The sequence below is a fragment of the Mesorhizobium sp. STM 4661 genome (genome assembly GCF_000359125.1).
GTDB lineage: Bacteria > Pseudomonadota > Alphaproteobacteria > Rhizobiales > Rhizobiaceae > Mesorhizobium.
In genome coordinates this window covers 34,006-60,278 of the sequence record NZ_CAAF010000012.1, presented here as the reverse complement: position 1 = coordinate 60,278, position 26,273 = coordinate 34,006, and the positions used below count along the sequence as shown (strand labels likewise).

Below are 26,273 nucleotides of genomic sequence, written 5' to 3'. Positions count from 1 at the left end.
GTGCACGTTATGCCGACGTCGGCATAACGTCCATTTCATGAGGAACTGCTGGCGCATGCCGGCAAGAGCGGGCGCCGCGTCGTCTCGGCCTTCATCGCTACCGCCTTCGCCCAGGAGACGGCCGAGCCCGCAAGCGTGCAATGGCGCGCCGTGGCCGACCAGATCCGGCCCAAGGTGCCGAAGCTCGCCACCATCAGGACGAGGCCGAGCACGACTTGCTCGCGTACATGACTTTCCCGAAAGAGCACCGCGTCAAGCTGCACAGCATCAACCGGTCGAGCGTCTCAACGGCGAGATCAAGCGCAGGACCGAGGTCGTCATCTTCCCCAATGGCGATGCCATTGTCCGTCTCGTTGGCGCGTTGCTGCTTGAACAGAATGATGAATGGGCCGTGCAGCGGGCGCGCTATATGACACTTGAGACCATCAGCCAGTTGAGCGATGATCCGCTCATCAGCCTGCCGGTTGTGGCGCGCTGATCAATTACGGCCCATGCCGCAGAGAACCGCGAGCAATGCCGTCAGCTACACCACGCCAGTGGGCACGATCCGCTCAGATTGGGCAGTCACGAAGGCTATTTTCCCTGGGCAGACTTTGAAAGAAATCAACGGCTGATTACTGACAATGCCAACGGCAAGGGCATGATGGTGCGCGGGCCGGTGCGCAAGGGAGCGGCTTTGCTCGCCGGGCTATTGCGCGACGCAGCCACCCTAAAAAAGCGCGTTGGAAGGCATAGGCCTCGATGCCGTGCGCCCGCAACCAGCGCGCCAGCCAGAAGCCTTCGCCTGCCGCCTCATAGGCGACGGCGACGCGCTTGATCGGGTGCCCGGCTCGGCCGTCTTGGTGGCGCTGCAGCTGCTTCAACAGTGGGCGCGTCGGCATCAATCTTCTTAAGGGCTGGCGCTTGAGACCTGGAACAAGCGCGTGGTCGAGTGCGGTCTTTTGGCAGTGCTAATTTGCGGCTGGAAGAGGGTTGCCAGTTGACCGAATCAGATCAGGCTTAACGTTAACCGCCCCAAACAAGTCCCAAGTGCCAACCGTCATCATTCGACGTTCTGTGTCAGCCGTGTTTGGGCGAAGACGTCTATGTTCGGGACCCGACACACAGAGGGGCCAGCAACCCGTCGGCGCGGCGTGAAACACACGGGTTTGTCCCTCTTGCTCGCACGACCTGTTCAGTGGCACGCCGATTGCAGCGACACGGTGAATATCCATTCCCGACCGTAGCGTCGTCGCAATCTCTGGCCTAAGGAGGCTACATGAAACTTGCTAGAACGATCCAAATGGAGTGCGGGACCCAGACCAAAACCCGAGCGAATGAACGTGACAGCAGGCAAACATCCAAGGAGTAGCTCATGCGTGTAGCTATCGTGACGAACAGTGATTTTAACGGTGTAATCAACCGGTTCGGTCAGCCTTGGCCGCAGCCGCCGCAGCCTTGGCCACAGGAAGTCTACAGGACAGCCGAAAGGGTGGAAGCGGCACTTCAAGAGCGCGGCCACGAGACACTTGTGTGTGAAGGCGATAAAGGACTGCTCGCTACGCTTGAGCGGTTCATGCCACCCGATCCGCGGGCCGGCCCCTCGGGAATCGTTTTCAACTTGGCGGAGGGAATTCAGGGCGAAAAGCGTCTCACCCATGTTCCTGCCATGCTTGAGATGGCCGGTGTACCATATACTGGATGTAGCCCGCTCGGGATTGGGCTGACGAGCGACAAGGTCATTACCAAAATGCTCATTCGCGATCACGGCGTGCCGACGCCGAACTTTCGCGTGATGCGTCGCGGCACCGAGAGTACCGGCGACCTACGATTCCCGGTGGTAGTGAAGCCACGTCACGAAGACTACAGCCTCGGATTGCAGATCATACATGATCATTCCAAGTTGAGCCAGGCCGTAGAAGTGGTTGTCACCAAATATACGCAGGATGCGATAGTGGAGGAATACATCGATGGGCGGGAAATCTGTGTTGCACTGCTCGGAAATGGGGAGCTCGAAGTGTTGCCTCTGGTAGAGCAGGACTTCGGCGATCGCGAAACGCGTCTTATGAATTGGGATGCGAAATTCGTGGCGGCCGCAGCGGTGCCGAAGATTTGCCCGGCGCAAATCGAGAGTGGGCTTGAGACGATGTTACGGGATATTTCGGTTGCGACCTTCCGTGCCTGCAACTGCCAAGACTATGCCCGCGTCGATTTCCGGATCGATCGCTCCGGCCAACCGTTTGTCCTAGAGATAGGCTCCATGCCGACACTCGATATGAGTTCCTCTTATTCCGTGGCCGCAGCGACCGCCGGATACAGCTTCTCAAGCTTGGTCAATCGCATTCTCGATATCGCTCACACCCGGCATTTCGGAATCGGCATCCCCTAGGCCAAACGTGACCGGATTTTTCCGCCCTAGCGGATCGGATGGATTCTGTTGCTACGGCTGAATGGGAACGCAGAGAGGTCTGACAGCCAGTCACGCGGCAAGAATTTGCTCGGCCGAAGCCGATCAGCCAATTCCGGTCGGTCTGGCACAGTCCGCCGGCGAGCACGATCGAGAAGGGTTGCAAATGATAGATGATCGTTGCGAATCCGATGGAGGTTCGATGGAATCCCTCGAACAGCGTCAGCCAATCGATGCCGCTCACCAGCACGAGTGGCCACAGCTTCCGCTCAATGGAGAAAAGGCTTTGCCAGCCACCCCGTAACCAAACCCATCCAATGAGCGCCAACGCTCCGAACAAGCAGCGGAAAAACACACACATTCAGAGTCGGCTGGCCGGACGAGACGGAAAAAGCCCTGCCGATCCTGACAGAGCCATGCCTACGGAGAGCATGATTGTTGCCCCTGTCAGCCGCGTTCTAGATTCCATCTTCCTCCATTGTACACATTTCTGCGATCAGTTCTCATGCGACGTAGCAGGCTGTCGCGCTAGTCGAATTGCTGGATCCGAAGGCCTCGATGGGCCGCGAGGAAGCACGCACCTGCGAAATCACACCCATAAGGACCGAGAACATCGATGCGGACTAAGGCTGGCTTACAAGACTTTCGAGGATGTCGCAGAGACGAGCATCATCACAATGGCTTAGCTTTGCGTGTACGACCGATCCCGGCGATCACCATAGAGCTCTAGATGTCATGTTCCGAGGTCTGAGATCCGTGGCCCGCCCTTTCGTGCGATTAAGCGACGAGGGTTGCTCGGATAGGTCGAGCCGATCCTCACGCACGGAGGACGAGCCATGGGAGAGCATAGCGAAGCATTTGTCGCGTTTGATGTAGCCAAGAAGAAGCATGCGGTGGCGATCGCCGAGGGCGGCCGTACGGGCGAAGTCCGGTTTCTCGGCGAGGTCGAGAATAGGCCGGCAGCGATAGAGCGGACGATCAAGAAGCTGGGAAAAAGGTACGATCGACTGCACGTCTGCTTCGAGGCCGGACCGACTGGTTACGGACTTTGCCGTCAGGTCGCGATCTTGGTCACGACTGCATGGTGTTTGCGCCCGCCCTGATTCCGAAGCGGTCGGGCGAGCGTATCAAGACGAACCGACGGGACGCGGTCACTCTGGCGCGGCTGCATGTGTGGGTGCCGGACGTAGTCCACGAGGCTGTCCGCGATCTGGTCCGGGCTCGGGAAATCCGGAGCCGACGACCTGCGCCGCAAACGCCAGCAGCTGCTCTCCCTTCTTCTGCGCCATGGTCGGATCTACGAGGGCGGCGGTCATTGGACATTGGCGCACCGACGCTGGCTCGCCCGCCAGAGCTTCGAGCATCCGGCGCAGCAGATCGTGTTCCAGGAGAAAATCGACGCGATTGAGGACGCGGTTCAGCGGCTACGCCGCTTGGACGAGCAGCTGAAGCGCCATCGTGCCCACGTGGTCCATGGCGCGGGTCGTCGAGGCCTATCAGGCGATGCGCCGTGCCTCGTTCCTGGTCGCAGTGATCTTTGCGGCCGAGATCGGGGATGTGCGCCGCTTCGATACACCGCCACAGTTGATGGCCTTCCTCGGCCTGGTTCCGGGGGGAGCGTTCGACCGGCGACACAGTCCGCAGATCGAGCCTTACACTCGCCGGCAATCGACGCGCCCGCCGCGCCTTGGTCGAAGCGGCATGGACTTACCGCTATCCCGCCAGGGTTAGCGAGGCCCTGAGGGTCCGGCTCTGCGCTCGCTATCGTCGCCTCAACGCCGCCGGCAAGTTCGCGCGCGAGATGGCCGCCTTCCTGTGGGCCATTGGGCAAGAGATCGAACCGTCATAGACGAACCTCGACCCAGCCCGCTGCACAGGGCCGGGGGCGGGGCAACGGTGGGGAACTCCCGTCGCTAATTATGTGGCCGAGCCAATCCGCCCGACGCCCGCCCTCTAGACCGAGGAAAGCCCCGAGACGAAGACACGGAAGGCGGTATCCAACCCGCGGATGAGAGTCTAATCAACCGTCGTCTCTGAGCTCCGCCCCCGGCCCTGTGCAGTTCCAGCCAATCCGACTGCTTGCACACTCGCGCCAAGCAGTTGTTCCCTCTCGCCTTCAGCGTTGACAGGGAACATGAGAGACTAGAGGGATGTTCCTACCAGTAACCGTCGTTTTTGTGCGCCACAGAACAAGAATCACCGATTTCCTGCTCGGAAAGGAAGTCTTTTGCGCAAAACGACCCAGTGGCAGGGGTAGACTGCAATCCGCTCCGTTCCCGCAGTTTGCGGGTGATAAAAAAGAAGTGAAGGGAACAAAAGATGAATGAGCGCTCATTAAGCCGACGCGCGGCACTAAAGACGATCCTGGCAGGATCCACAGCATCTTGGATACTGCGATCGACGGCGTTCGCCGCATCGTCGTGCGCTGACCATATCGTGCGCATCGGCGGCATCGCCGCTCCCGACACGCTGAACCCGTTCGCTTCCTATAGCAACTGGTGGCCGCTAGTTTACACCTATGACACCTTGGTCTGCGTTGACGCCCAGCGTTATGCTGACCGGAAGGGATTTGCCAAGGAGTGGTTGGTTGACGACGACAACGTAACGTGGACTTTCAAAATCTGGCCTGGAATGAAGTGGTCGGATGGCCAGCCCGCCACCGCCAAGGATGCCGCATTCACCTTCAACTACGTGCGCAAGTCCATCGGCACGCCCAACGAACTGAATGTCGGCTTTAACACCACTGACGGCATGCAAAACGTCGAGTCCATCATGGCCCTTGATGACGAGACGTTGCAAATCGTGACCAAGTCACCCACTCGCTGGCCAATCGACAACAGCGTATTCATGGTTCCCGAGCACATCTGGAAGGACGTCAGCTACGCCGATGCGCGCGGCACCTTTCGGAACGACCCGCCGCTGGTGGGTACGGGGCCGATGATCATCCAGGAGTTTCAGCAGGGCCAGTTTGTCCGCATGATGCCGAACCCACATTTCCGCACCGGGCAGCTGGCGACGAAGGGCATGATTTTTAACTTCTTTGGTACCGCCGATCCCATCGCGCAGGGATTGAAGAGCGGCAATCTCGACTATGGCATCGGCCTCACGGCTTCCCAGTGGGCGGATCTGTCGAAGCATTCTGCCATCCAGGTGGGTCAAAATCGCATTGAGCAGCGAGACTATTTGGCTTTCAATACCGCCTCGGCAGACGGTGCAGGCAGCACTAAGGCCCTGCAAGATCCCGCGTTTCGCGATGCCATCGGCTACGCCATCGATCAGAAGACAATCGTCGAGCGCGCCTATCGCGGCCACGCCGACCCCGGTGTGGGATTGGTGATGCCGGCGGCGAAAGATTATTACTCAGATCTCAGTGACATCAGACGTCACTTTGATCTCGCCGAGGCCGGCCGGCGGCTGGATGCGGCCGGTTATCGGGACACCAACGGCGACGGCGCTCGCGAGGATAAGGACGGAAACAGCTTCCAGCTCGAGCTGATTACCGGACCCATCTCGGGCCTCCTCGATCTGCCGTTCGCGGCCGTACAGCTCATTGCTGGCTGGTTGGGACAAATCGGCATTCCCGTATCGGTGACCCAGCTCGACTCTGGCGCGCTCAGCGCCCGCACGGCAGCACCGGCGAAGGGCGGGGGAGGCTGGGACCTGCTAGTTTCAGCGGGCTGGCGCGGTCCCGACCCCCATAATTTGCTTAGTATAGGTAAAACTGCTGAAGTTCCCAATACGGCATACTGGAGCAACGAGAAGTTCGATCACCTTACGTCTCAGGTGGATGCCATCGTAGACCTCAAGAAGAGCCAGGAGTTGGTAGACCAGGCGGCGCGCCTTATTTACACCGAAGCCCCCTACATCATTCTAAGTTACCCGCTCATGCTTGATGCCCATCGCAAGGATTGCTTCGAGGGCTGGGGTAAAGAGATTTCCGGGTGGAGCTACTTTCCGTTCGATCGCCTGAAGCCGGTGTCAGCCCCATGAATGGAGGCAGGACGGGTCGCCACATCGGGAGCATCCTCATAAGGGCCATCATAACCCTCCTAATGGTGGTGGTTCTGAACTTCGTCCTGTTCCGAGTCATCCCTGGCGACCCTGCAGCGCTTCTGCTTGGCGGGGCGCGCACCAGCGTCACCGCTGAACAGATGGAGGCGCAGCGCCAGAACTGGGGCCTCGATCGGCCGCTGTTTCCGGACCAGGTGGTCCACTACTTGTCGGCAACCCTCCAAGGTGACTTGGGCTATAGCTTCAAGTTTAGGGGCCAGCGCGTCGCCGACCTGATCCTGGAGCGCTTGCCGGCCACCATCGTCCTGGTCGGCCTAGCCCAATTCATCGCCATCCTATCCGGAGTTATGCTTGGCCTATATGCGGGTTGGCGCAGGGGAGGAGCCGTCGACCATATCGCCACTGGAGCCTCCCTGGCGCTCTATTCTACGCCATCTTTCTGGCTTGGGATGCTCTTGGTCGTCATCTTCAGTACGTCATTGGGCTGGCTTCCGGGCTACGGTGCATACTCGCCCGGCACGATCACCGGCTCCCTTGACTCGTTGCTCGACTACTTGCGGCATCTCGCGCTTCCGGTCACCGCGGTGGCTCTTGGACTGATCGGCCAATACGTTGTAGTCGCACGTGCGGCAATGAGTGACGTAGTCACCGAGGATTACATGGTGACCGCTCGGGCCAAGGGACTCACCAATGGTCAGATGCTGATGCGTCATGCATTCCGGAATGCAATGCTGCCGGTCGTAACTCTGATTGCCCTTAATCTCGGCTACGTGGTAGCGGGAGCCATCACCGTCGAAGCCGTATTCGCCTGGCCGGGGATTGGAGGCCTGACGGTGGAAGCGCTCAATGCGCGAGATTATCCGGTCCTTCAAGGGATATTCTTGTTGCTCGGTGCGTCGATCGTCGTCGCAAACCTCATAGCCGATCTTGCCTACGGCCTTCTTGATCCGAGGGTCCGACAATGAGTGAAAGTACTGTTCGATATTCCCCGCGAGGCCGGGCGCGCGCGATAAAAGGCTTTCTGCGTCAATTTCTCAGCTACGGCAGCGCTCAGGTGGGCCTCGTATGTCTGGTATTCTTTCTTGTTGTGGCGGCGGTCCCCAATATTCTGGTGGGACCGCTCCAGACTGCGATCAATGCAACCGGCGATTTCCTCGTACCCCCATCAGGCCAGCATCTTCTAGGGACGGACGAGGTGGGTCGAGACGTGCTCAATCTGGTCGTCCATGGTGCCCGGATCTCGCTTATGATTGCGCTATTGTCGACTGTGATCAGCCTCGTCGTCGGGACTACTATCGGTATGACGGCGGGCTACTACGGTGGCAGGGTTGACGTCTGGCTGATGCGCTTGACGGACTTCTTTTTTGTCATGCCGTCCTTCGTATTGGCGCTGGTCATCACACCCGTGGTTCTCGAGGTGATGGGGCGCGGCGGAGAAATCCTCGGCTTCCGTCCTTCTCTTTTCGTGATCCTTGTCGTTATCGGCATGACAAGCTGGGCGTTCGTTGCACGCATCGTTCGCAGCCAGACACTGTCGCTTAAGGAGCGAACATTCATTGATCGCGCACGCGTTGTGGGCAGCAGCAATTTCAACATCATGGTGCGGCACATCCTCCCCAATCTCGTGCCGCAAATCGCAGCGAATGGTGCGCTCGTTGTCGCCGGCGCAATCTATGTCGAGACGTCGCTTTCGTTCCTCGGGCTTGGCGATCCATTGCAGCCTTCATGGGGCACTTTGCTTTCGCTCGCCCAGCGCGCCGGCGCGGCCAGTGCCGGAGCCTGGTGGTACCTCGGTGCACCCGGAGTGTGCGTCCTCACGGTTTCGCTTAGTTTCGTCCTGATTGGCAATGCCCTCGACGACACGTTCAATCCACGGCGGCGGGTGATCCCATGATACACTCCTCTCAAGGCGGAACATCGCTTCTGGAAGTCGACGGGCTCTCTGTCGACTATGGGCTCAAGGGGGTTTCATCGCGTGCGATCGACAGCGTAAGCTTCGCGCTCCGGGCCGGAGAGGCCGTTGGCCTCGTCGGAGAATCAGGCAGCGGGAAGACCACGACCGCCATGGCCATAGCCGGCCTATTGTCTCCCAACGCGCGGGTCAGCGGTGGCCAAGTGCGCTATCGTGGTAACCGACTTCCGATCGACGATGATGCGGCGATGCGGCCACATCGCTGGAGCGAAACGTCCGTTGTCTTTCAGGGCGCGATGAATGCGCTTAATCCTGTTCACCGCATCATCAAGCAGATCGCCGAGCCATGCATGCTGAAGCTCGGCATGTCGCGTGGCGAGGCGACGGCGCGGGCAAGAGAACTGCTCGAGTTCGTTGGCATTCCGACGGATCGCGGTTCCGCCTATCCCCACGAGTTGTCGGGCGGTATGCGCCAAAGGGTGATGATTGCCATGGCGCTGGCATGTCGCCCCTCAATCATCATCGGCGACGAGCCGACGACGGCGCTGGACGTCATCACACAGGCTCAGATCCTCAAGCTGCTAGGGGAGTTGCGATCGCAGCTTAACCTTGCCCTGATTTTGATCACCCACGACCTGTCTGTGGTGGCTGAGTCGTGTGATCGCGTGATGATCATGTACGCCGGCCGGATCGTCGAGGATGGCTCTGTCGCCGAGATCTTCGCCCAACCCAAACATCCCTACACCCGACTGCTGATCGAATCGATCCCGAACCCAGCGAGCGGCAAAAAGATGATCCGGCCAATACCCGGTGATCCCCCCAACCTGGTGAATCGACCCTTAGGCTGCGCTTTCCATCCGCGTTGTCCGTCGGCTATGGCGGTTTGCGCGACCGAAGTTCCCAGCCTCGATAAGTTAGGGCGAGGACGCGTCGCCTGCCACCTTCACCGGTCCTCGCAAGACAAGGTCGCAGTCCATGCCTGACACGGCCGATATTCTGCGTCTTGAGAGCCTGCAGGTCCATTTTCCTATCCAGGGCGGGCTGTTCGACCGTGTCCTGGGCCGACCTGCCGGCGCCGTGCGCGCGGTGGACGGGATCGACCTCAACATCGGACGGGGTGAGATCGTCGCCTTGGTCGGGGAGTCTGGTAGCGGCAAGACCACTGTGGGCCGTGTCATCACAAAGCTTGCTCAGCCAACAGGCGGCAAGCTGTTGTTCGAAGGCCGCGACATGACCGCGGAGCGAGGCTCCTCGGCCCTGCGCCCTTACCGGCATCGCGTGCAGATGATCTTCCAAGACGCTTATCAGGCACTCAACCCCCGACACACCGTGTTCGACATTGTGGCAGAGCCGCTGCGTTCACTGCGGTTGGTCAAGAACAATGCTCAACTCACAGAGCGTGTGAGCGAAGCGCTGGCAGCGGCCGGGCTCAATCCTCCCGATGATTTCTTCGCTCGCTTCCCGCACGAGCTGTCTGGCGGGCAGCGCCAGCGGGTCGTGATCGCCGGAGCGCTTGCCGTGAGGCCGGAACTCATCGTCGCCGACGAACCGGTGTCTATGCTCGATGTCTCGATACGCGCACAGATTCTTCAAGTCCTGGTTGATCTGCGCGCCAAGCACAGCATGGCGCTGCTGTTCATCACGCACGACCTGCCGCTCGCTTGGTTGATCGCCGACAGAATTGCCGTCCTGTATCTTGGAAAATTGGTCGAGATCGGCACCGCCGACGAGATCACGTTCAACCCCTGCCATCCGTATACCGTCGCCTTGCGTAACGCCACCCCGCAGGTTGGCGCCAATGCAGGTCGCGCCGAGCTGCCGGCCCTGCAGGGCGAGGTTCCAAGCGCCGCCCGTGTGCCGAAAGGCTGCCGTTTCCATCCGCGTTGCCCACTGGCCTTCGACCGCTGCCGGCAAGAGGAACCACCAGCCATCGAGGTTGGACCACAGCACCTGTCAGCCTGCTGGCTGGCGAAGTAGAGGGCTGTTCCAGACTTTTTGTGTGTCACTCGCGGGCGGAAGATAAAGTTTACGGTACACCCCGCGGTGGCTTCGGCATCCCGCTGCTGCGCGCAGAGGAACGCCGCCCATCGAAGTCTGACCAAGGATAGGCCCAAATTCTTCGATCCCCGTCTTTAGCCTTCAACAAAGGAGAGGATCGCAGCTACTACTTATTACAAGCGGATGTCATGCCCTTGCAGCGGGTGAGCGGGGGTGATCCCTTCGGGATCATCCAAGTGCGCATGGCGGGCACGTTCATCACCGTCGAGCAAGTGCCACCCAAGAATCGTCGCTGCGCCTCGGAAGAGAGGTCAACGCAGATTTCCTGCGCCAACAGAGCGTAAATTTGTGCAAAGCGTACCTGCGAAACGCGCATATTGGAGTTCGTGTAGTCGCCTGGAGACGACGCGATGATCCGACGAGGAAATCACAGGAAGCGCAGCACGGCGCCATATTGCGTCGGTCAGTTATGCGAGTGACGCTCACATAAACGCCTGGCCCGCCGGCTGACTAAAGGTCCTTCCATCACATCGAGGTAAGCATGAAAGCGGCAGAACGACCAGATTTCACTGAGGCGGATGTAATTCGTAATATCGGCTACGTGACGATGGAGGACGGAACGCGCCTCGCTTATATCTCATATCATCCGAAGAAATCGGGTCAGTATCCGACGGTTTTCCTTTATGATCCATATATAGCGAACTCGACCCCTTTCGAAGTCGCGAACGAATTCCTTGATGCCGGCTACGCTTTCGTGGGCGCCAATCTTCCGGGAACGGGATGCTCGGAGGGTGTCATCGACTATTGGCATGAACAGCGAATGGTCAAAGGCGGACCTTATGGCGCCGAATTGATTGAATGGATCGCCAGGCAGCCCTGGAGCGATGGCAATGTCGGGATGGTCGGCAATTCGTCGGCTGGGCAACCACAGTTCTGGGTCGCGGCCGAGCGGCCCCCTCATTTGCGGGCAATCGTCGCGAGCGGTTTCGGGGACGGCTACGAGTTTTTGGGTTCGGTTGGCGGAATGTTCTCGCTGTCAGTGGGAACATGGCTAATTGAAAGTCAGTTTGTAACCCAGGTGCGCGGTGCAGAGTGGCGCGTCAATCAAGGCGATACCGAGTGGGCCAAGATTCGCAGTAGCGATAGGCAAGTCGTCAAGACTTCCCTTTTTGACGAGATACGGAAGCATCCGGTGAGGGATGAATGGTACGATTCTCAGACCGTGGTCAACAAGGAGCTCACCGACAGAGTCACTGTGCCCTCCATGCTTATCGGAGCTTGGCAAGAGGCCTACGGCGGCTCCGCCATGGCAAACGTTCGAATGTTTTCCCATTTTATGCAACATGTGAAGAACAAGAAGCTTGTTCTGATGAATGGTGATCATGGGAGCTTCGGACCTGGGCCGCGGGGCTATGGCCTTGTCGACAAGGAGCGAATGAGGTTCCTCGATCGCTGGGTTAAAGGTGTTAAGAATGGAATAGAGAACGAGCCGCCCATCAGTGTGTATTGGGAGGTTCAGCAGCCCGAGGGTGATCCGAAGAAATCGGTAGCAGGCTGGATCACGCATCACAACACGTGGCCAGACCCGAAAGTCGAGCGCCTCACCTTCTATCTTGCGGCCAACGCACAGATCTCGCCCGAGAAGCCGGCCAGTTCCAATGAGGGATCACGCGCCTACCTATACCCAACGGGAACAGAACTTTACGGAGACAATCAGCAATTCCAAGTTCGACCTTCTTCTCACGGCGTTCTCAACTACCGAACAGCCCCTGTCACCTCGGATATGGTTTTGCTTGGAAATCCGGAAGTCGTGCTGTATCTCAGCATTGACAACGGCGACGACGCCGATATCGAACTTACTCTGAAAGACGTCGGCCCCGAGGGGGTGCTCTTTCTTCAATCAGGCTTATTGCGGGCATCGCTCCGTGCGATCGACAAAGACCGCAACTATGTTGACGAGGTGGTGCATTCGTTTCGGAAGTCTGAGAAACTTGTGCCAGGTGAAATTTACGAACTCCGGATATCGTTGATTTCGCCCATAGCTCACGTCGTCAGGCAAGGGCATAGCCTTGAACTGACCATCGGTGCACCCAATCCCATTCCACTTGGTCACCTCGGGCACGGCCTCGCTAGCGTTCCTGCAGGAGCCCCGTCTATCAACCGGGTCTATCACTCGGGGAAGTATGCTTCCAGAATACTTCTTCCCGTCATCCCGGCAGCGGTGGCTCAAGCCCCGGCTCCGGCATACGAAGCGCTTAGAGGTCAGCCCTATCGCAAGGAGGACGAGTTTGTCCCTGGCGGACTGCCGTTTCAATAAACTACAGTCGTAGCTGCCTGCCGCTCTGATCGCTTCGTCAGTGCTCCTGCGGTGCCGCGCGTGGGCGGGCGACGATGCGAGCAGCGTGCGGGGATTGGTGGTCGAGGTTCAGTTTTCATTCCGGCTTATTCGAATGCCCCAGCTGCGCCTTTTCTGCTTGGGCTCAGGCCCGGGCCATAACGCGCGTCTAGATCTAGTCTCGGGAAGAAGCTGCAGGCGCTCGACAAGCTACTCGATGCTGATGCGGCGATCGGTCGGACCCGCTTCCATTGGTTGCGGTAGGCGCCGGAAGCGCCCGCGCAACGCGAGCTCACCACTGCTGCGCATGTCGACCTTGCCGCGCTTGGCGCCCTGGCGACGCTGCTCCGGGACACGGGTGCCCCATCGCAATCGCAGGAGAGCAGCTTTGGGCTCTCACGACTTGAATAGGGAGATGTCCACGCCGCGCCGGCCCACGACATGCCAGTTCGATCTGTTCTCGAAGCTGAACGACGCCGAGACGGTGCAGAGGCCGGATTGGCAAGCGCTGGCCGCCGAGACGCTCCAGTGACGAAGCAAATTGTCAGCCTGATTCTCGATCAGGTCGACGGCGACCGCTCTCCCGGCAGGAGATGCGTCATGATGCATGAGATCAGACCGCACCATCTGGAGCGCAAGGCGATCCTGTATGATGCGCCCGGTTCGCAAAGCCATCGCGTGTCCTCTCTGGGAACCAGATCACCGCTCGCGATCCATGTCGTCGAGACCGCCTGCTAGCCCTGAAAACAGGCGCGAGCGCGATCCTTCAACCATCCGGATCTCCACCTTCGGAAACCGGCCCGCATATTCGATCAGGCTGGCCTTGAGGTTCCCGGCGGAGAATGAAGGTAGGGCCAAGTCGTCGGCCCGACAACTCTGCCAAGCAAATTATTGCAATAAGATACTTCAAATAACTTTGCAGAACTTTCGCAATTGAGGCTCGTCGACAATGGTATCGTCCGGCAAGTCTGAGGTCAGCGACGAATATAAGCCAGCGCCTGTTTACGCTCAGGCCGCCGGACGGCACACAACGGAGGTCGACGCCAATGGCAAGAAGAGCGCTCATCCTGGTTGAAGGCCACAGGAGTACCGGTCTGCTGTACGTGAAAGCGGCCCAGCGTCTTGGCCTTCATCCAATTACCCTATCCGCCGATCCAGCTCGGTACGACTATCTCGCGGCGGAAAACATAGAGTCAATCCGTGTCCACACAGACAATCTCGATGCACTGATCCGCGAATGTTCCCGGCTGCGTGCGACCTGTGACATTGCTGGTATCACTGGCTTTACGGACCTTGACGATTCAGCCTACGCGACAGTTGGCGAGCTCTGCCGATACTTCGTTCTACCAGGACCGAACCCCGCATCGATTGAACGATGCTGCGATAAGTTCACTCAACGTCAACTCCTAGCGGAAGCCGGCATTCCAATACCGGCTTATCGCCTGGCAGTGAATGCGACAGACGTAGAAAGCTCTGCCGCGGAGATCGGCCTGCCGGTGGTTCTTAAGCCGGCGGTAGGCAGCGGCAGCAGCGGTGTCCAATTGTGCCGCAATGTCGATGAGTTGGCCGAACACACGACCTATCTGTTGGGCGGTCAGCACATATGGCAATCCCCGCCGAGGATACTGGTCGAAGAATTCGTAGAAGGCCCCCTTTATTGGGCCGACATAATGGGAGACCAGATCATTGGAATTGGTATCGCTGACTTCGGCCCTCCACCGCATTTCGTCTGTCGTCAGTACACATATCCGGCCCTGCTAACTGATGATGAGCATAGGCGTATTGTCGATGTTTCGTTGAGCTGTTTGCGAGCTCTCGGCCTTGGCTGGGGGCCAACGGGCATTGAATTCCGGTGGACGAACCGTGGCCCAGTTGTCATTGAAGTCAATCCGCGGCTTCACGGCACGCCCACTCCCGAACTGATTCAGCTGGCTTGCGGTATCGATCTCATCACCGAGCACATCAAGCTCGCCATCGGCGAAAAATGGGTTTTGCGCAGGCGGCATTCGCATACTGCGGCGGCGCGGATGCTAGTTGCTGATCGCGATGGCGCCCTCGATTGGATCGATGGCGACAGTCAGGCGGCTGCTGTGCCAGGTGTCGCCGAAGTCAAGTTGTATGTCGGACCCAAGACGCCGATCGTCAGGCATGGCGATTATCGAGACTGGATCGGATATGTAATCGCCGCTTCACCCAGCAGTGCTCGGACCAAGCTGATACTTCAGCATGCCGTTGCCTTGATCGATTGGTCGATCATACCATTTTCGGCCCTTGGCGAAACACAACAATCTGCGCAGCAGCCCGATATTTCATTTGGAGTATGGCAATGGATGTAACGACGCAAATCATTAGGCACGTTCTCAGTTCCGGGCTGGAGACGATACCTGAGAAAGCAATAGAACGTGCGAAGCTCTCAATCCTGGACACTATTGCGTGTGCGATCGGCGGATCGAATGATCCTATTGCGCACTTCTCTCGCAACCTGGGCGCGTTGTCGGGTGGCAAGCCAGAATGCACCGTTTGGGTTTCCGGAGAGAAGCTTCCTTCCAGCTTGGCAGCCCTTGTTAATGCGACTACGGCCAGAGCCCTTGATTTTGATGAGACGTATGAGATTTATATCAACGGTTGTCACGCAAGCTCATATGATGTCCCGCCGGCCCTGGCACTGGCCGAACGGGACCCTTCTATCACCGGAAGAGAATTGCTGACCGCAGTCGCAACAGCTATCGATCTGCACGTGCGTCTCGCGCGTAGCGTTACCACTTATTCTTCAAATACGGGCCGCGACAATATGGTCTCGGTCTGGGGCGCGACCGCGGTTAGTACCAAGTTGCTACGGCTCGACGAAGAGAAAACCCGGAATGCGTTCGGAATCGCTTACGCCCACGCCGCCGGCGAATACCAGATGTATGAAGAAGGTGCCCACACTGTGGCGTTGCAGCAGGGATTGCGGGCCCGCTCGGGAATTGAGTCGGCTCTATCAGCTATGGTGGGCTTCAACGGCCCGCGGGAGCCGTTCTTTGGTAAGTATGGTTTCTACAAAGCTTTTGAACCTGAGTTCGACCTCGATATGCTTATGGACAAACTAGGGTACGATTATGTGAACGCCTCCATGGGCTTCAAACCCTGGCCGTCCTGCAAGTGTAATCATTTCGGGATCGACGGGCTGCTACAATTGCGCGAGAAGCACAACTTCGCGGGCGAGGATATTGTTTCAATTGAGCTCGGGTTGAATCGTCGCGCTGAGAGTCTTGTGGTTCAGCCGCGCGACCAAAAGTGGAACCCAAAGGACCCGGTTGGAGCGCGTTACAGTCTGCCTTACGCCATCTCTGTCGCAGCGCAATATGGCAGAGTCGCAATTGGCGATTTCCGTCCCGAAGCGCTCCAGGATCCGGCCGTGCGTCGTATTATGGCCGTTACCAAGGTCGAAGTTGATCCAGAGATAGAACGCACTCACGGCCAGTATGGGAATTCGCCGACAACAGTTAAAGTATGGCTAAAGAGCGGATCAGAACATTTTATTCGTGTGGACAAGCCGTTCGGACATCCGGAAAACCCGGCTTCGCTCATCGATGGCATGCGGAAACTTAAGGATTGCAGTGAAATTTCGATGTTGCCTTTCTCCGAGAAACGACTCGGGCTGATCGGAGACTTCATCCTCGACCTTGATAAGCAGCCCACCTTGGCACCGCTATTTGAGCTGCTAGTGGGCGGTAAGTAATCTCGGGCGAATGGGGTACACAGAGGCGAGCTGATACAGAGCTAGGCGATTTTCATGAAACCAAATGTTAAAGGTGCTAACTGCTGCCGAAAGCAGGTTCTCCACATCATTTGCAAGGAGGAAGCAGCCGTCGCCGATCTAGGTGGTTGTCCTACCCTCGCGGAGAACAGCGTCATTGCATCGACCGGATCAACACGGGGGTGGCTGGTCAATACGAACGATAGCGGCACCGACAGCAGCCCCAAATCGCCGGTCGCGAACCAGAGCGGCAGCTCGCCCTCGAGAATGACCCAGCAGCTTCCTCTCGCGACGGCGAAGAACTTGATCGTCTTCGGGACTGGGAAGCGGATCGCCCAAGGTCCGCCTGCGGTTAAGCCGCCCGTATCACCAGCGTTCCCGCCCCGTCAGCTTAAGAATGTCGGAAAAGGGATCGTTCGTCATTCTCGCACTCTCGCGCAAGCTTTTCGGATTTTCAAGCATTCACCGTACGGCCCGCAGTTCATATCATTGCCTCCACACGTTTTAGAAGGTTGAAACCATGACATTGAGCAAGCGGCAACTGGGTATGCGAGGCCTGCGGGTTGGCGCGATCGGCCTCGGTTGCATGGGGATGAGCCAGTACTACGGGCCGGCGGATGAGGAGGAGTCGATCGTTGCACTGCACCGGTCGATCGAGCTCGGCTGCGATTTCTTCGATACTGCGGAAGCCTATGGTCCGTACACGAATGAGGAACTGCTCGGCCGCGCTTTTCGCGATCGGCGTGACAAGGTGGTGATCGCCACTAAGTTCGGGTTTCGCTTCAAGAACGGCCGCCAGCTCGGCGCCGAAACCGATAGCCGACCTGACTCGATCCGCCGAGCGGTCGAAGGATCCCTGCGACGGCTCCAAAGCGACCATATTGATCTGCTATATCAGCACCGCATCGATCGCGAGGTGCCGATCGAGGATGTCGCGGGTACCGTCGCGGAGTTGGTGCGTGAGGGCAAGGTGCGTTTCTTCGGGCTGTCGGAAGTGGGCGGCGCCACACTGCGCCGGGCGCATGCGGTGCAGCCAGTCTCGGCGCTGCAGAGCGAGTACTCACTGTGGGAGCGCAACCTTGAGAGCGACGTGATCCCGGTCCTTCGTGAGCTGGGCATCGGGCTGGTGCCTTTCTGCCCGTTGGGCCGCGGCTTCCTAGCCGGTGGCGTCAAACGCGCCGAGGAATATCCTGAAGGCGATACCCGCCGGATCGATGAACGGTATCGGGCCTCGAACTACGACAGCAACGTGAAGGCGGCTCAGGCTGTGTTCGACATCGCTGAAGCCAAGGGCGCAAGGCCGGCACAGATCGCGCTCGCCTGGTTGCTGCACAAGGGTGACGACATCGTCCCGATCCCAGGTACTAAGCGACGCGCCTATCTGGAGGAGAATGTCGGCGCCGACACTGTCCAACTGACTGACACGGACATGCAGACGCTCGACGAGGGGCTCGCGACAGGGACGGTTTCCGGCAATCGCTACCCCGACTGGCTGATGGCCGGGATCGATCGCTGATCGTCGGATCCGTTAACCCGATGCCGTAGTATCGGTCCTTGCCCGGGGACAATGGAAACGATTTTGTTTTCAGCGCATTCTCCGGAGGTACCGGCATGTTGAGGAACGTAACAATGGACGACACTTGAAGAAGATGTCGGCATCACCAGCCGACTCGCGCAAAAGTGCCGACCCAACCGAAGTTCCATCCCGGCCATTCTGGTCGTCGATGTCCAATGAAGAACATGTACCGCGAACCACGAGCCCTTAATCGCTCTCCTCGTCGGGTCCGGGGCAATTAATTACTTACACAACAACGCGAGTGTTATGGCGCCAGCTATTGAATATCTGGTCGGTGAGGACATTCTTCTGTCGCTTGATATGTATACGGCGGCAAAGCCCCGCTTCGGCGGCATGGACGTCTCCGAGGCTCCTCGCGGTCAAACTGCGTTTCTTCGCGACGTCGCCGTTCGACCGGATGGAGGCTTTATCGAGGGCGAACGCACCTACGTGCCAGCTGTCTCGGCTGCCATGGCCAGTCAGTTTCTCTAGAATGTGAATTTTCTCAACCCATTCCGGAGAGACCAACCATGACCATTTCAGATTCTACACCCGCCGCCGCAGTGCTGGTGGCGTTCGACATTGCCAAGCTGAAGTTCTGATCGAAGCACCAGGCCACAAGCGCCGGCATCGCCTTTTGGTGCTCAACACCCGTGTTGAGCACGATCATCTGATCGAAATGCTGCAGGCGCACGGCCGCCCTGCTCGGTCATCATCTGAAACCGATTTCCTTGTCGCGCGACAGGTCGAAGAAGGCTTCGTCCGCACCAAGAACAGCCGCCTATGAGTCGTTGTGCGCGACGAAGGCACCTGGAGATCGCGAAATCCGCCAGCGGCATGTTGTTCTGATTCAACATCCACGTCGATGGAGGTGGAGTACGCCCCACGGACGACTGGCTGGAGGTGAAGTACACCGCCATCGACACCTTGCCGCCAGTGGGCAAGCAGAAGCGCTACAGTCGACAGGTTCTGACTTACATCCACGCCCTCGAAGAGAAATCCGCCGCCTGGTCGCGAGCCGATCGACTGAAAGCTGGTGACCAACTTGCCGGTCGAAGATTTCTTCGCGGCGGTCGAAAAGCTCAACTGGTACGCCCTGCGCTGGAAGGCGGAGGTGTTCCCCAAGGTCATGGAGTCCGGCTGCCGTGCTGAGGAGGTGGATCCAGCGCGGCCTTGCACGTCAGCAGCGCCATTGACCTGCATCGGCTGATCGTCCTCATCGGCGTGCTGGGTTACGCTATCGACATCTAACAAATAGGCCTGAGAGCACGTTCGCCGGTTACATTCCCACGGGCGATACGTTGACGCGATAGCGCGCTCAATAGATTTGCGCTCATCTCGAAACCAGATGATGTGGATACACAGATTGAATTTGACGTTGGCCCAGCAGCCGACAATCCTCAAGACGATTAAAGAAACAAGAATGCGGAAATGAGAGGGAACAATAGGCTTTTTATGCCGCTGGCGCTCCAGGCAGGCCACGTCGTCGCCGACCGGGTGAGGCGCTGCGCCGCCGGAAACGTGCTATTGAAGCTTAGGTGATTGCCGGTCCAAGCCGAGAGTAGCATCAGCGTGAGCGCTGGCATCGAGGAGATGATCACATGGATAGGGGCGGGCCAGAATCCCTCCCCCGAGGGCGTTTTTCGGCAGGTCGGCGTTCGGGAGCAAGATCTCTCGGCCGCAGCTGACTGTCGCAGCGCTCATCAAGCAGATAGGCACGTGGATTAACCGCGCCATTAAGTCAAAAAAGGGGAAACTGGGACATGACGATCTCTGGACGCAATCTCATCAAGGTGGGCGTTGCCGCCGGAACGGGCCCTAGCGATGCCTTCCGTCCTGCGGGCACAGACAGCGCCAACCGACGTGCGGACGGTCCGTATGTGAATAGCAGTGGCGTCACCGTTTTCGATCCGATCTGGACGTCGACTACCATCACCCAGGACCATGGCCTGGCGATTTACGACACGCTGTTCGTCATTGGGGCAGACTGTCGCCTCGATCCGTCGCTGGGGTCAGGTGCATCCGGCAGATAGTTGATCATGGAGCGGTCAAGGATATCTCGTAGACGGACGACAAGACCTTTCCATCGCGCTCATGGAGCCACCGGGACTGCTGATCGATCTCCTCGCGTCGTTGGGACGGCCCCTGTTCGTCATGCGCGGGAAAGACGCCAGCCGCCATTATCACAACAGACATTACGACCTATGCCGGATGACGTTCGAAGCTGTCGGGTAAAACGATCCGTGGCGCTAGAGACCCTGTCGTGAGTAACCTATTCGACGCTTTCAGGTTAACCGATCGAGCGGAACGCGTTGCTCTTGTTCTTCAGAAGGATGCCGATGTTACATACGCCGATCTGGCTACGCTCGCCGGGCGTATTCGACAAGTCACACTTCGCCTTCGCCCTCTTTCTCGCGTGCCTCCAACGCGGGGCCGCCGTCTTCGTCTCCCTGAGTACGACGTTTTCGAAGATATTGATCATAACCTCGCAATGTTTCTTCAACATTCGATGGAATATTTCCGTTATCCAAGCGTCAGTGCGGAGAACATATTTATCCACGAAGTGAATTGGGTGGCATTATTCAACGTGACGGGGATGCAATTGAGTTAATTAACTAAGAACATCGAAAGGAAAAACTATAACGGTATTACATAAGAAAGGCGGCAGTATGAGACACGATGATGTTACCATTCGACCCGATATCATGATCCCAATGCGTGACGGAAAGAATCTTGCGGGCGATCTGTACTTGCCTGGCAAGGAAGGGCAGCCTTTACCTGGACCTTTTCCGACTATTCTGTGCCGCACCCCGTACGATAAACGGGGGGAAGGGCGGGGCAAGGAAGCCTGTTTTTTCACTAGGCGTGGTTATGCTGTGCTGATGCAGGATGTACGTGGACGTTACGGCTCTGAAGGGACTTTTCACGCTTGGGGCCCAGGCGAAGCCTGGGATGGTTACGATACAATGGCCTGGCTTGGCCAACAGCCTTGGTGCAATGGGAAAGTGGGCACTATTGGTCTCTCTTATCCTGCAATTGCGCAAGCGGCTCTGGGACAGACGAACCCTCCGCACCTTGGCGCCCAATTTATTTCCCAAGGCTTCTCCAACCATCACAGCGGACGCCTACGTCAGGGTGGTGCCGCACGCCTGGACATAATCGTCTGGACATTTGTCATGGCACTGGAGGACCGGAAGTCTTGGCGCTATCCTGTAATCCGAGAAATCCTCTCCGACGCCAGAAAAAACATGCGTAGATGGTTGGACATCATGCCCCTGCGCAAGGGTCGCTCGCCTCTCGCCATTTTACCAGAATACGAGGACTTTGCCCTCAATGTACAGAACCGCGGCGAATACGATGAATATTGGCAGGCTATCGGGCGCAACGCCGACGATTACTGGGATGTTTATGCCGACGTGCCGGTATATTTGCTTGGCAGCTGGTACGACTCACACTCGCATGTCACTGTGCAGGCTTTTCATGAATTAGCCAAACGCAAAAAACATCCGATAAAACTCATTATGGGACCATGGAACCATGCAGAATTGGAATTGCCGCACGCCGGGGAGGCGCACTTCGGGATTGTCGCTGCCCTCGAATATAACGATTTAAGGCTAGCCTGGTTTGAACAGACTCTCCGGAATATCGATACCGGTATCCTCGATGAGCCCCGGGTGAAAATCTTTGTGATGGGTGGCGGAACCGGGCGCAAAATCGAGGATTTGGATCGTATTGATCACGGCGGTTACTGGCGGTATGAAACCGAATGGCCGCTGGCTCGCACCTGTTATACACCGTTCTATCTCCAGTCTGGAGGCGTGTTGTCTCCGAGGAAACCCGAGAAGGACGTGCAACCTTCCATGTACAGTTTTAATCCCAAGGACCCGGTACCCACCGTGGGGGGGGGCAATTCATCAGCAGATAATTCCATGGAAGTCGGAGGATTCGATCAGCGCACCCGTCCCGAGTCGGGGCATCAGGCAAACTTACCCTTAGCTTCCCGGCCAGACGTGCTAGTGTTCGAGTCTGAACCTCTTGAAGAAGGGGTAGAGGTAACTGGATCGATTGAAGTTATCTTGTATATCAGCTCTTCATCGAGGGATACGGACTTTACCGCGAAGCTTGTGGACGTTTATCTGCCGAATGCGGACTATCCCATGGGGTTTGCTTTGAATATAACCGATGGTATTCAACGGGCGCGGTATCGTGACTCCTATACTGAACCGTCGCTACTGGAGCCAAGCAAGGTGTACGAGATCAAAGTTCTGCTCCCTCCTAGCAGCAACTACTTTGCGCCTGGCCATCGTATTCGGCTGGACATCTCCAGTAGCAATTTCCCCCGGTTTGATATCAACCCGAATACGGGTGAACGGTTGGGACAGAACCACCGAGTGGAGGTAGCCGTCAATTCGGTCTTTCATAATAGTACTTATCCTTCTCACATTAAGCTGCCTATTATTCCTGCGTCATCGGGAGCGGCGTGACGCGATCGGCTAAGCAGACGGCTGCAACGTGACGGGAAGTGACGTTACCCCCAAAAAAAGGAAATGGGATTCCCAATAGACGAAAGAAATGAAATTTGGACTTGATGCAACCCTGTAATCGAATCTCTGTTTAAATAAGAATTAAATTGAATCCGTTCGAGAGATTGTTTCATCCGTTTATGGAACGAAAATATCGAGCGTTACTACATGCTTGTCGGACGATGACCTCTCCCGCCAGCAATGAAAGCGGTCCGGTCCATCGTCCGGATTGTCGGCTCATCGGGGCGAGACCGCATAAGGAGGCTGCGGCCTTTTCGTCGAGGTCTCCGAGTTCTGGCAGTGCCACCGATTCGAACCGGCGAAGTGGCAACCTTGGTGCGCATCTCGCGCGACTTAGAACAGGCATGCTGAAATCGTGTGTGGAGGGTGCGTCTCGGGTACCGGAATCTTTTGTCACTCGACCCGAGCGAAATGCGAAAGGTCCGCGGCTGCGAGGTTGGGTTCATCTTCCAGACGCGATGACATCGCTCAACCCGGTCTTCACGGTCGGCTACCAGTTGATGGAGCCGTTGCGCAAGCACTTCGGTCTCAGCCGTAGCGAGGCGCGCAAGCGTGCGATCGAACTTCTCTCCCGGGGCGGCATTCCCTCGCCGCAGGACAGGGTAAACGACTATGCGCACCAGATCTCCAGAGGGATGCGCCAGCGGGTGATGATCGCCCTTGCGCTCCGCCGGTGACCCAAAGGTGCTTATCGCCGATGAGCCGACGACCGCCCTCGACGTGACGATCCAGGCCCAGATCCTAGAACTCGTCCAGAAGTTACGCGAGGAAACCGGCATGAGCATTATCTGGATCTTGTCGAGTGCGCCGCTGCCGACGATCTCTATGCAAATCCCAGTCATCCGTATACGAGCGCTTCTGGAAACCTTGCCGCGATATGGTGGGGCAGGAGCGTCTGATGAGCGTTGGCCGCCAGCCGCCTCATCTCACCGTCTTTCCGACAAGCTTTCCCTTTGCGCCACGATGTCCGCATGCCTTAGACCGGTGTCGCAGCGAAATTCCGCTGCTCAGGCGCCGGCTGGGGCGCTTCTGTTCGGATCACGCGCTCAATCGTCCATAGTTCCGCATGACCTCTCTTACAGCATCGTGGTCGATTGCAGCGACGCGCCGGTTCTCGCGTCCCACCATGGGTTCGGCGGCCACCATGGCATTGATAATTGCCTCCTCCACGGATTGCGCCGTCGCCTCGAACAGCGTGTCGAGCCCGTTGTTCGGTAGGAAAGTGAGCTCGCCCATTGCGGGTGCGGCCGCCGACTGGCTCTTGGTGAGGTTTGCCGTTGAGAAGGCAAGACACAGGTCACCGGAGCCGTCCCCTGATGGTGTTCCGGTCCGGCCAATGCCAAGGCCGGCGCGCCGCGCGATCCGTTCCAGTTGGGTGGGCATGAGCGGTGCATCTGTCGCGACGACAACGATAATCGACCCCTGCTCGCCGGCCCAGAGCCGGTCCGCAGTGAGGTGTTCGCCTACCGGGACTCCAAGAACCTTCAAGAGAGGACGAAGGCCAAAATTCGCTTGCACAAGGCACCCGATCGTGTAGCGCTCGCCAAGCAATTCTACGACGCGGGACGACGTTCCTGTGCCTCCCTTAAACTCGAAGCAGATCATCCCGGTTCCACCGCCGACATTGCCTTCTGCCAACGGCCCGCCAGAAGCTCTATTGAGAGCCTCCATCACATGCGCCGGCGTGACATGAAAGGCGTTCATGTCGTTTAGATAGGCGTCGCATGTTTCGGCTACGACAGGCAGCACCCAGGGATAGGCCCCAAACCCGGTATCCGGCTTCTCAATCATCCATTGCAGCATCGCCTGATGAACCGTTCCTAGGCTATGGGTGTTGGTGATGCCGATCGGTCCCTGGAAATATCCAGCCTCCCTAATCCAGTGTGTGCCTGTCATATCGCCGTTCCCATTAAGCGAGTGAAAGCCTGCCCATACGGGGGCCCTCAGAGGCCCGGAGCGGCCCCGCGGAAGAATGGCTGTGACCCCAGTGCGCGCCGGTCCCTTGCTCACTCCAGGTGAATCGCTGATCACGGTGGCATAGCCCACTTCCACACCGGCAACATCAGTAATGGCGTTGAGAGGTCCGGTCTTTCCGGAAAACGGCAATCCCAGGTCGCGTGCCCGCAGCTTTGCCGCAGCTCCAGAGATCAAGCTCTTATTGACTGTCATTGAGGGTGTCCATTTGGCCGGGTTCTTTGTATGCCTCACTCTGACGGCTCTCGCTGTGCTCGCGAGGGAGTTACCGCCATCGGCACCTGCGAAACTCCATCATCGGCGACCGTTCGACTGGGAAAAGAGGCCGCCATGTACCGAGGCTAAATGCTGCAGCCGGAATGATTTCGCTCATCGCCATGAACAGATAGCGGGCGATGTCTTCTGTCGTTGCGTCCTCGTTGACCGAGCGCGAGGCACAACATCGGCATGAGCACTGTGGAGCGAGAATGATTTTTCTACCTCCTGATGCAGCTGTCAGCTTCGCGTGCCGATCTGCTGCCAGTGGCCAGAAGTTCGACAGGCTGTTCCTTGCCGATCGCGTAAGCGGCTCGCTCTCCCGTGGCCAGGGCAAAGAGCCGGTCGTCCTTGAAAGAAACCTGGAGCGCTACGAACGAGCTAAAATCGTATCTACCGGCGAAGGCTTCGAGTTCTTTTGCCTGCGGGCGTTCGCTCTCTGATGGCTCGTCAGCTTGCGGTTGATCCGGCACGGAAACCAAGATGGCGTCCCATATCAGTTCTGAGGCAATCGCGCCCAGAGCCCCGACGTTCATTCCACCGAAAGCCGAGGGGGCGATATCTGAGTCTTGCTCGCCGATCACTTCATCTGTTGAAACCGCATAGAGGACGTCACCGTCGCCAATGGTCGCGAAAGGCTGGATCGCGCGAGCCATTGATGTGTGCACCTGAACCGCAAGTCGCTGCAGTTCCGCATAGTTCAGCTTCTGGTTCGTAACAACGAGACTGATCGTCGTGTTCTTGTTGTCGCTGCCTTCCGGCACGCCGTTCCAGCCGAGCTTGCAGCTGGCTGGAACGGCCGCGAGAAGGTCAGCCGTTTTCAAGAATTTGGGCCAATTCGAATCGGGGTAGCCTGCTACGATTTCACCATCCCGGTTCGTAACTACCCCTGCGGGATTGGCCACAACGAAGACAGCCACTTTGATCTCGCCTATCTGCCTGAAGGCTCCGCCTTGCCCCGAATAGGCAGCGCATCCGAAAAAGCCACCGGATCTCGTGAAACGGCCAGCGCCATAAGCTCCAAGTGGAAATTTTCCCGGACGGGCTGCTCTGAACGCAGCCTGCGCCAACTTCTTGTCAGGATACACTTCGTTCAGCCTACGCTCGCCGAAATCGTAGATGATGGCGCCGACCGAGAGTGCGACATTGTCCCAGAACCCGTTTCGGATGTTTTCGTCCTTCAGGGCGGTAGCTACGGCAGTGATGCTTTCAAGCCCGTACCAAGAACCACCTGAGAACACGACTGCATCGAGTTCCGGGCGGTCACAGCCGAGACGTAGGTAGTCGGTGTTGACCGTGCCGGGAGCGCCGCCACGGACATCGACCGCGCCAAGCACCTTTTTTCCGAAGCGGAAGACGGTCACACCGGTGGGTCCCTCTTGGTACTCGCCGGTGCCGATCTCCAGCATCGGCCAATCGAACTCTAGGAATTTTTCCCCGGCGTTGATGACCGGCTTGAAATCCTGACCCGCCGATAGCCCGCGTGGCGAGCCGACCGAACAATCTCCTTGCAAGCAGACATTCACGCCAGGCTCAGCCAAACCTGAATTCCCACCCCCTCCCG

General features: G+C 58.0%; 19 protein-coding genes and 4 pseudogenes. 18 read left to right on the top strand and 5 right to left on the bottom strand.

Annotated features, from left to right (window positions below):
• Positions 1-45: 45 nt before the first annotated feature.
• The 12 genes and pseudogenes from MESS4_RS31650 to MESS4_RS03740 all read left to right on the top strand — a co-directional run.
• Positions 46-478 (top strand): annotated as a pseudogene (locus MESS4_RS31650) (transposase); the annotation flags it as partial.
• Positions 479-1,354: 876 nt separating this feature from the next.
• The gene (locus MESS4_RS03790) at positions 1,355-2,368 is read left to right on the top strand and encodes an ATP-grasp domain-containing protein (RefSeq protein WP_006326822.1); all 1,014 of its coding nucleotides are present in this window, start codon (positions 1,355-1,357) and stop codon (positions 2,366-2,368) included.
• A gap of 854 nt (positions 2,369-3,222) precedes the next feature.
• Positions 3,223-4,235, top strand: a pseudogene (locus tag MESS4_RS03785) (IS110 family transposase).
• Between the two features lie 470 nt (positions 4,236-4,705).
• A complete protein-coding gene (locus MESS4_RS03780; protein WP_006326816.1) occupies positions 4,706-6,376 on the top strand; it encodes an ABC transporter substrate-binding protein in 1,671 nt (556 codons plus the stop codon).
• Complete coding sequence (locus MESS4_RS03775; RefSeq protein ID WP_006326814.1) at positions 6,373-7,362, top strand: ABC transporter permease; 990 nt, start codon at positions 6,373-6,375, stop codon at positions 7,360-7,362. Before MESS4_RS03780 ends, MESS4_RS03775 begins: the two co-directional genes overlap by 4 nt.
• Positions 7,359-8,291, top strand: a complete 933-nt coding sequence (locus MESS4_RS03770) for an ABC transporter permease (protein ID WP_006326813.1) — start codon at positions 7,359-7,361, stop codon at positions 8,289-8,291. Before MESS4_RS03775 ends, MESS4_RS03770 begins: the two co-directional genes overlap by 4 nt.
• Positions 8,288-9,292 (top strand): ABC transporter ATP-binding protein, encoded by a 1,005-nt coding sequence (locus tag MESS4_RS03765; RefSeq protein WP_006326812.1) that lies wholly within the window; start codon positions 8,288-8,290, stop codon positions 9,290-9,292. Before MESS4_RS03770 ends, MESS4_RS03765 begins: the two co-directional genes overlap by 4 nt.
• Positions 9,285-10,286 (top strand): ABC transporter ATP-binding protein, encoded by a 1,002-nt coding sequence (locus MESS4_RS03760; RefSeq protein WP_006326811.1) that lies wholly within the window; start codon positions 9,285-9,287, stop codon positions 10,284-10,286. Before MESS4_RS03765 ends, MESS4_RS03760 begins: the two co-directional genes overlap by 8 nt.
• Before the next feature lie 562 nt (positions 10,287-10,848).
• On the top strand, positions 10,849-12,624 hold the full coding sequence (locus MESS4_RS03755) for a CocE/NonD family hydrolase (protein WP_006326809.1): 1,776 nt from the start codon (positions 10,849-10,851) through the stop codon (positions 12,622-12,624).
• 546 nt (positions 12,625-13,170) lie between these two features.
• Positions 13,171-13,380: a hypothetical protein gene (locus tag MESS4_RS33275; protein WP_006326808.1), complete on the top strand. Its 210-nt coding sequence runs from the start codon at positions 13,171-13,173 to the stop codon at positions 13,378-13,380.
• 308 nt (positions 13,381-13,688) lie between these two features.
• Positions 13,689-14,978 (top strand): acetyl-CoA carboxylase biotin carboxylase subunit family protein, encoded by a 1,290-nt coding sequence (locus MESS4_RS03745; protein WP_006326807.1) that lies wholly within the window; start codon positions 13,689-13,691, stop codon positions 14,976-14,978.
• Positions 14,969-16,363: an MmgE/PrpD family protein gene (locus MESS4_RS03740; RefSeq protein ID WP_036240633.1), complete on the top strand. Its 1,395-nt coding sequence runs from the start codon at positions 14,969-14,971 to the stop codon at positions 16,361-16,363. The genes MESS4_RS03745 and MESS4_RS03740 overlap by 10 nt, the downstream gene beginning before the upstream one ends.
• Before the next feature lie 41 nt (positions 16,364-16,404).
• Here the strand turns inward: MESS4_RS03740 and MESS4_RS34285 are convergent, their stop codons facing one another.
• Positions 16,405-16,689, bottom strand: a complete 285-nt coding sequence (locus MESS4_RS34285; protein ID WP_244441047.1) for a cupin domain-containing protein — start codon at positions 16,687-16,689, stop codon at positions 16,405-16,407.
• Positions 16,690-16,901: 212 nt separating this feature from the next.
• On the opposite strand from MESS4_RS34285, the gene MESS4_RS03735 reads away from it, so the two are divergent.
• The 3 genes and pseudogenes from MESS4_RS03735 to MESS4_RS34280 form a co-directional block, all read left to right on the top strand.
• Positions 16,902-17,897 carry an aldo/keto reductase gene (locus MESS4_RS03735; protein ID WP_006326804.1) on the top strand — a complete coding sequence of 332 codons (996 nt, stop codon included), beginning with the start codon at positions 16,902-16,904 and terminating at the stop codon, positions 17,895-17,897.
• Between the two features lie 306 nt (positions 17,898-18,203).
• A complete protein-coding gene (locus MESS4_RS03730) occupies positions 18,204-18,428 on the top strand; it encodes a hypothetical protein (protein ID WP_006326803.1) in 225 nt (74 codons plus the stop codon).
• Positions 18,429-18,466: 38 nt separating this feature from the next.
• Positions 18,467-18,639: pseudogene (locus MESS4_RS34280) on the top strand (IS110 family transposase); the annotation flags it as partial.
• Here MESS4_RS34280 and MESS4_RS33895 read toward each other — a convergent pair.
• The gene (locus tag MESS4_RS33895; protein WP_198292720.1) at positions 18,603-19,418 is read right to left on the bottom strand and encodes a hypothetical protein; all 816 of its coding nucleotides are present in this window, start codon (positions 19,416-19,418) and stop codon (positions 18,603-18,605) included. The pseudogene MESS4_RS34280 and the gene MESS4_RS33895 overlap by 37 nt on opposite strands.
• A gap of 281 nt (positions 19,419-19,699) precedes the next feature.
• Here MESS4_RS33895 and MESS4_RS33260 point away from each other — a divergent pair, with 281 nt between their 5' ends.
• Together MESS4_RS33260 and MESS4_RS03715 are read left to right on the top strand one after the other, a co-directional pair.
• A complete protein-coding gene (locus MESS4_RS33260) occupies positions 19,700-19,969 on the top strand; it encodes a hypothetical protein (RefSeq protein WP_006326799.1) in 270 nt (89 codons plus the stop codon).
• 636 nt (positions 19,970-20,605) lie between these two features.
• Positions 20,606-22,420, top strand: a complete 1,815-nt coding sequence (locus tag MESS4_RS03715; RefSeq protein ID WP_036240627.1) for a CocE/NonD family hydrolase — start codon at positions 20,606-20,608, stop codon at positions 22,418-22,420.
• Between the two features lie 227 nt (positions 22,421-22,647).
• Here MESS4_RS03715 and MESS4_RS34275 read toward each other — a convergent pair.
• A pseudogene (locus MESS4_RS34275) lies at positions 22,648-22,760 on the bottom strand (transposase); the annotation flags it as partial.
• A 178-nt stretch (positions 22,761-22,938) separates the two neighbouring features.
• On the opposite strand from MESS4_RS34275, the gene MESS4_RS31080 reads away from it, so the two are divergent.
• A complete protein-coding gene (locus tag MESS4_RS31080; RefSeq protein WP_006326784.1) occupies positions 22,939-23,157 on the top strand; it encodes an ATP-binding cassette domain-containing protein in 219 nt (72 codons plus the stop codon).
• 361 nt (positions 23,158-23,518) lie between these two features.
• Here MESS4_RS31080 and MESS4_RS03705 read toward each other — a convergent pair whose 3' ends face one another.
• Both MESS4_RS03705 and MESS4_RS03700 read right to left on the bottom strand, forming a co-directional pair.
• Positions 23,519-24,649: a P1 family peptidase gene (locus MESS4_RS03705; RefSeq protein ID WP_006326783.1), complete on the bottom strand. Its 1,131-nt coding sequence runs from the start codon at positions 24,647-24,649 to the stop codon at positions 23,519-23,521.
• A gap of 281 nt (positions 24,650-24,930) precedes the next feature.
• Complete coding sequence (locus MESS4_RS03700) at positions 24,931-26,250, bottom strand: P1 family peptidase (RefSeq protein ID WP_198292719.1); 1,320 nt, start codon at positions 26,248-26,250, stop codon at positions 24,931-24,933.
• Positions 26,251-26,273 lie beyond the last annotated feature (23 nt).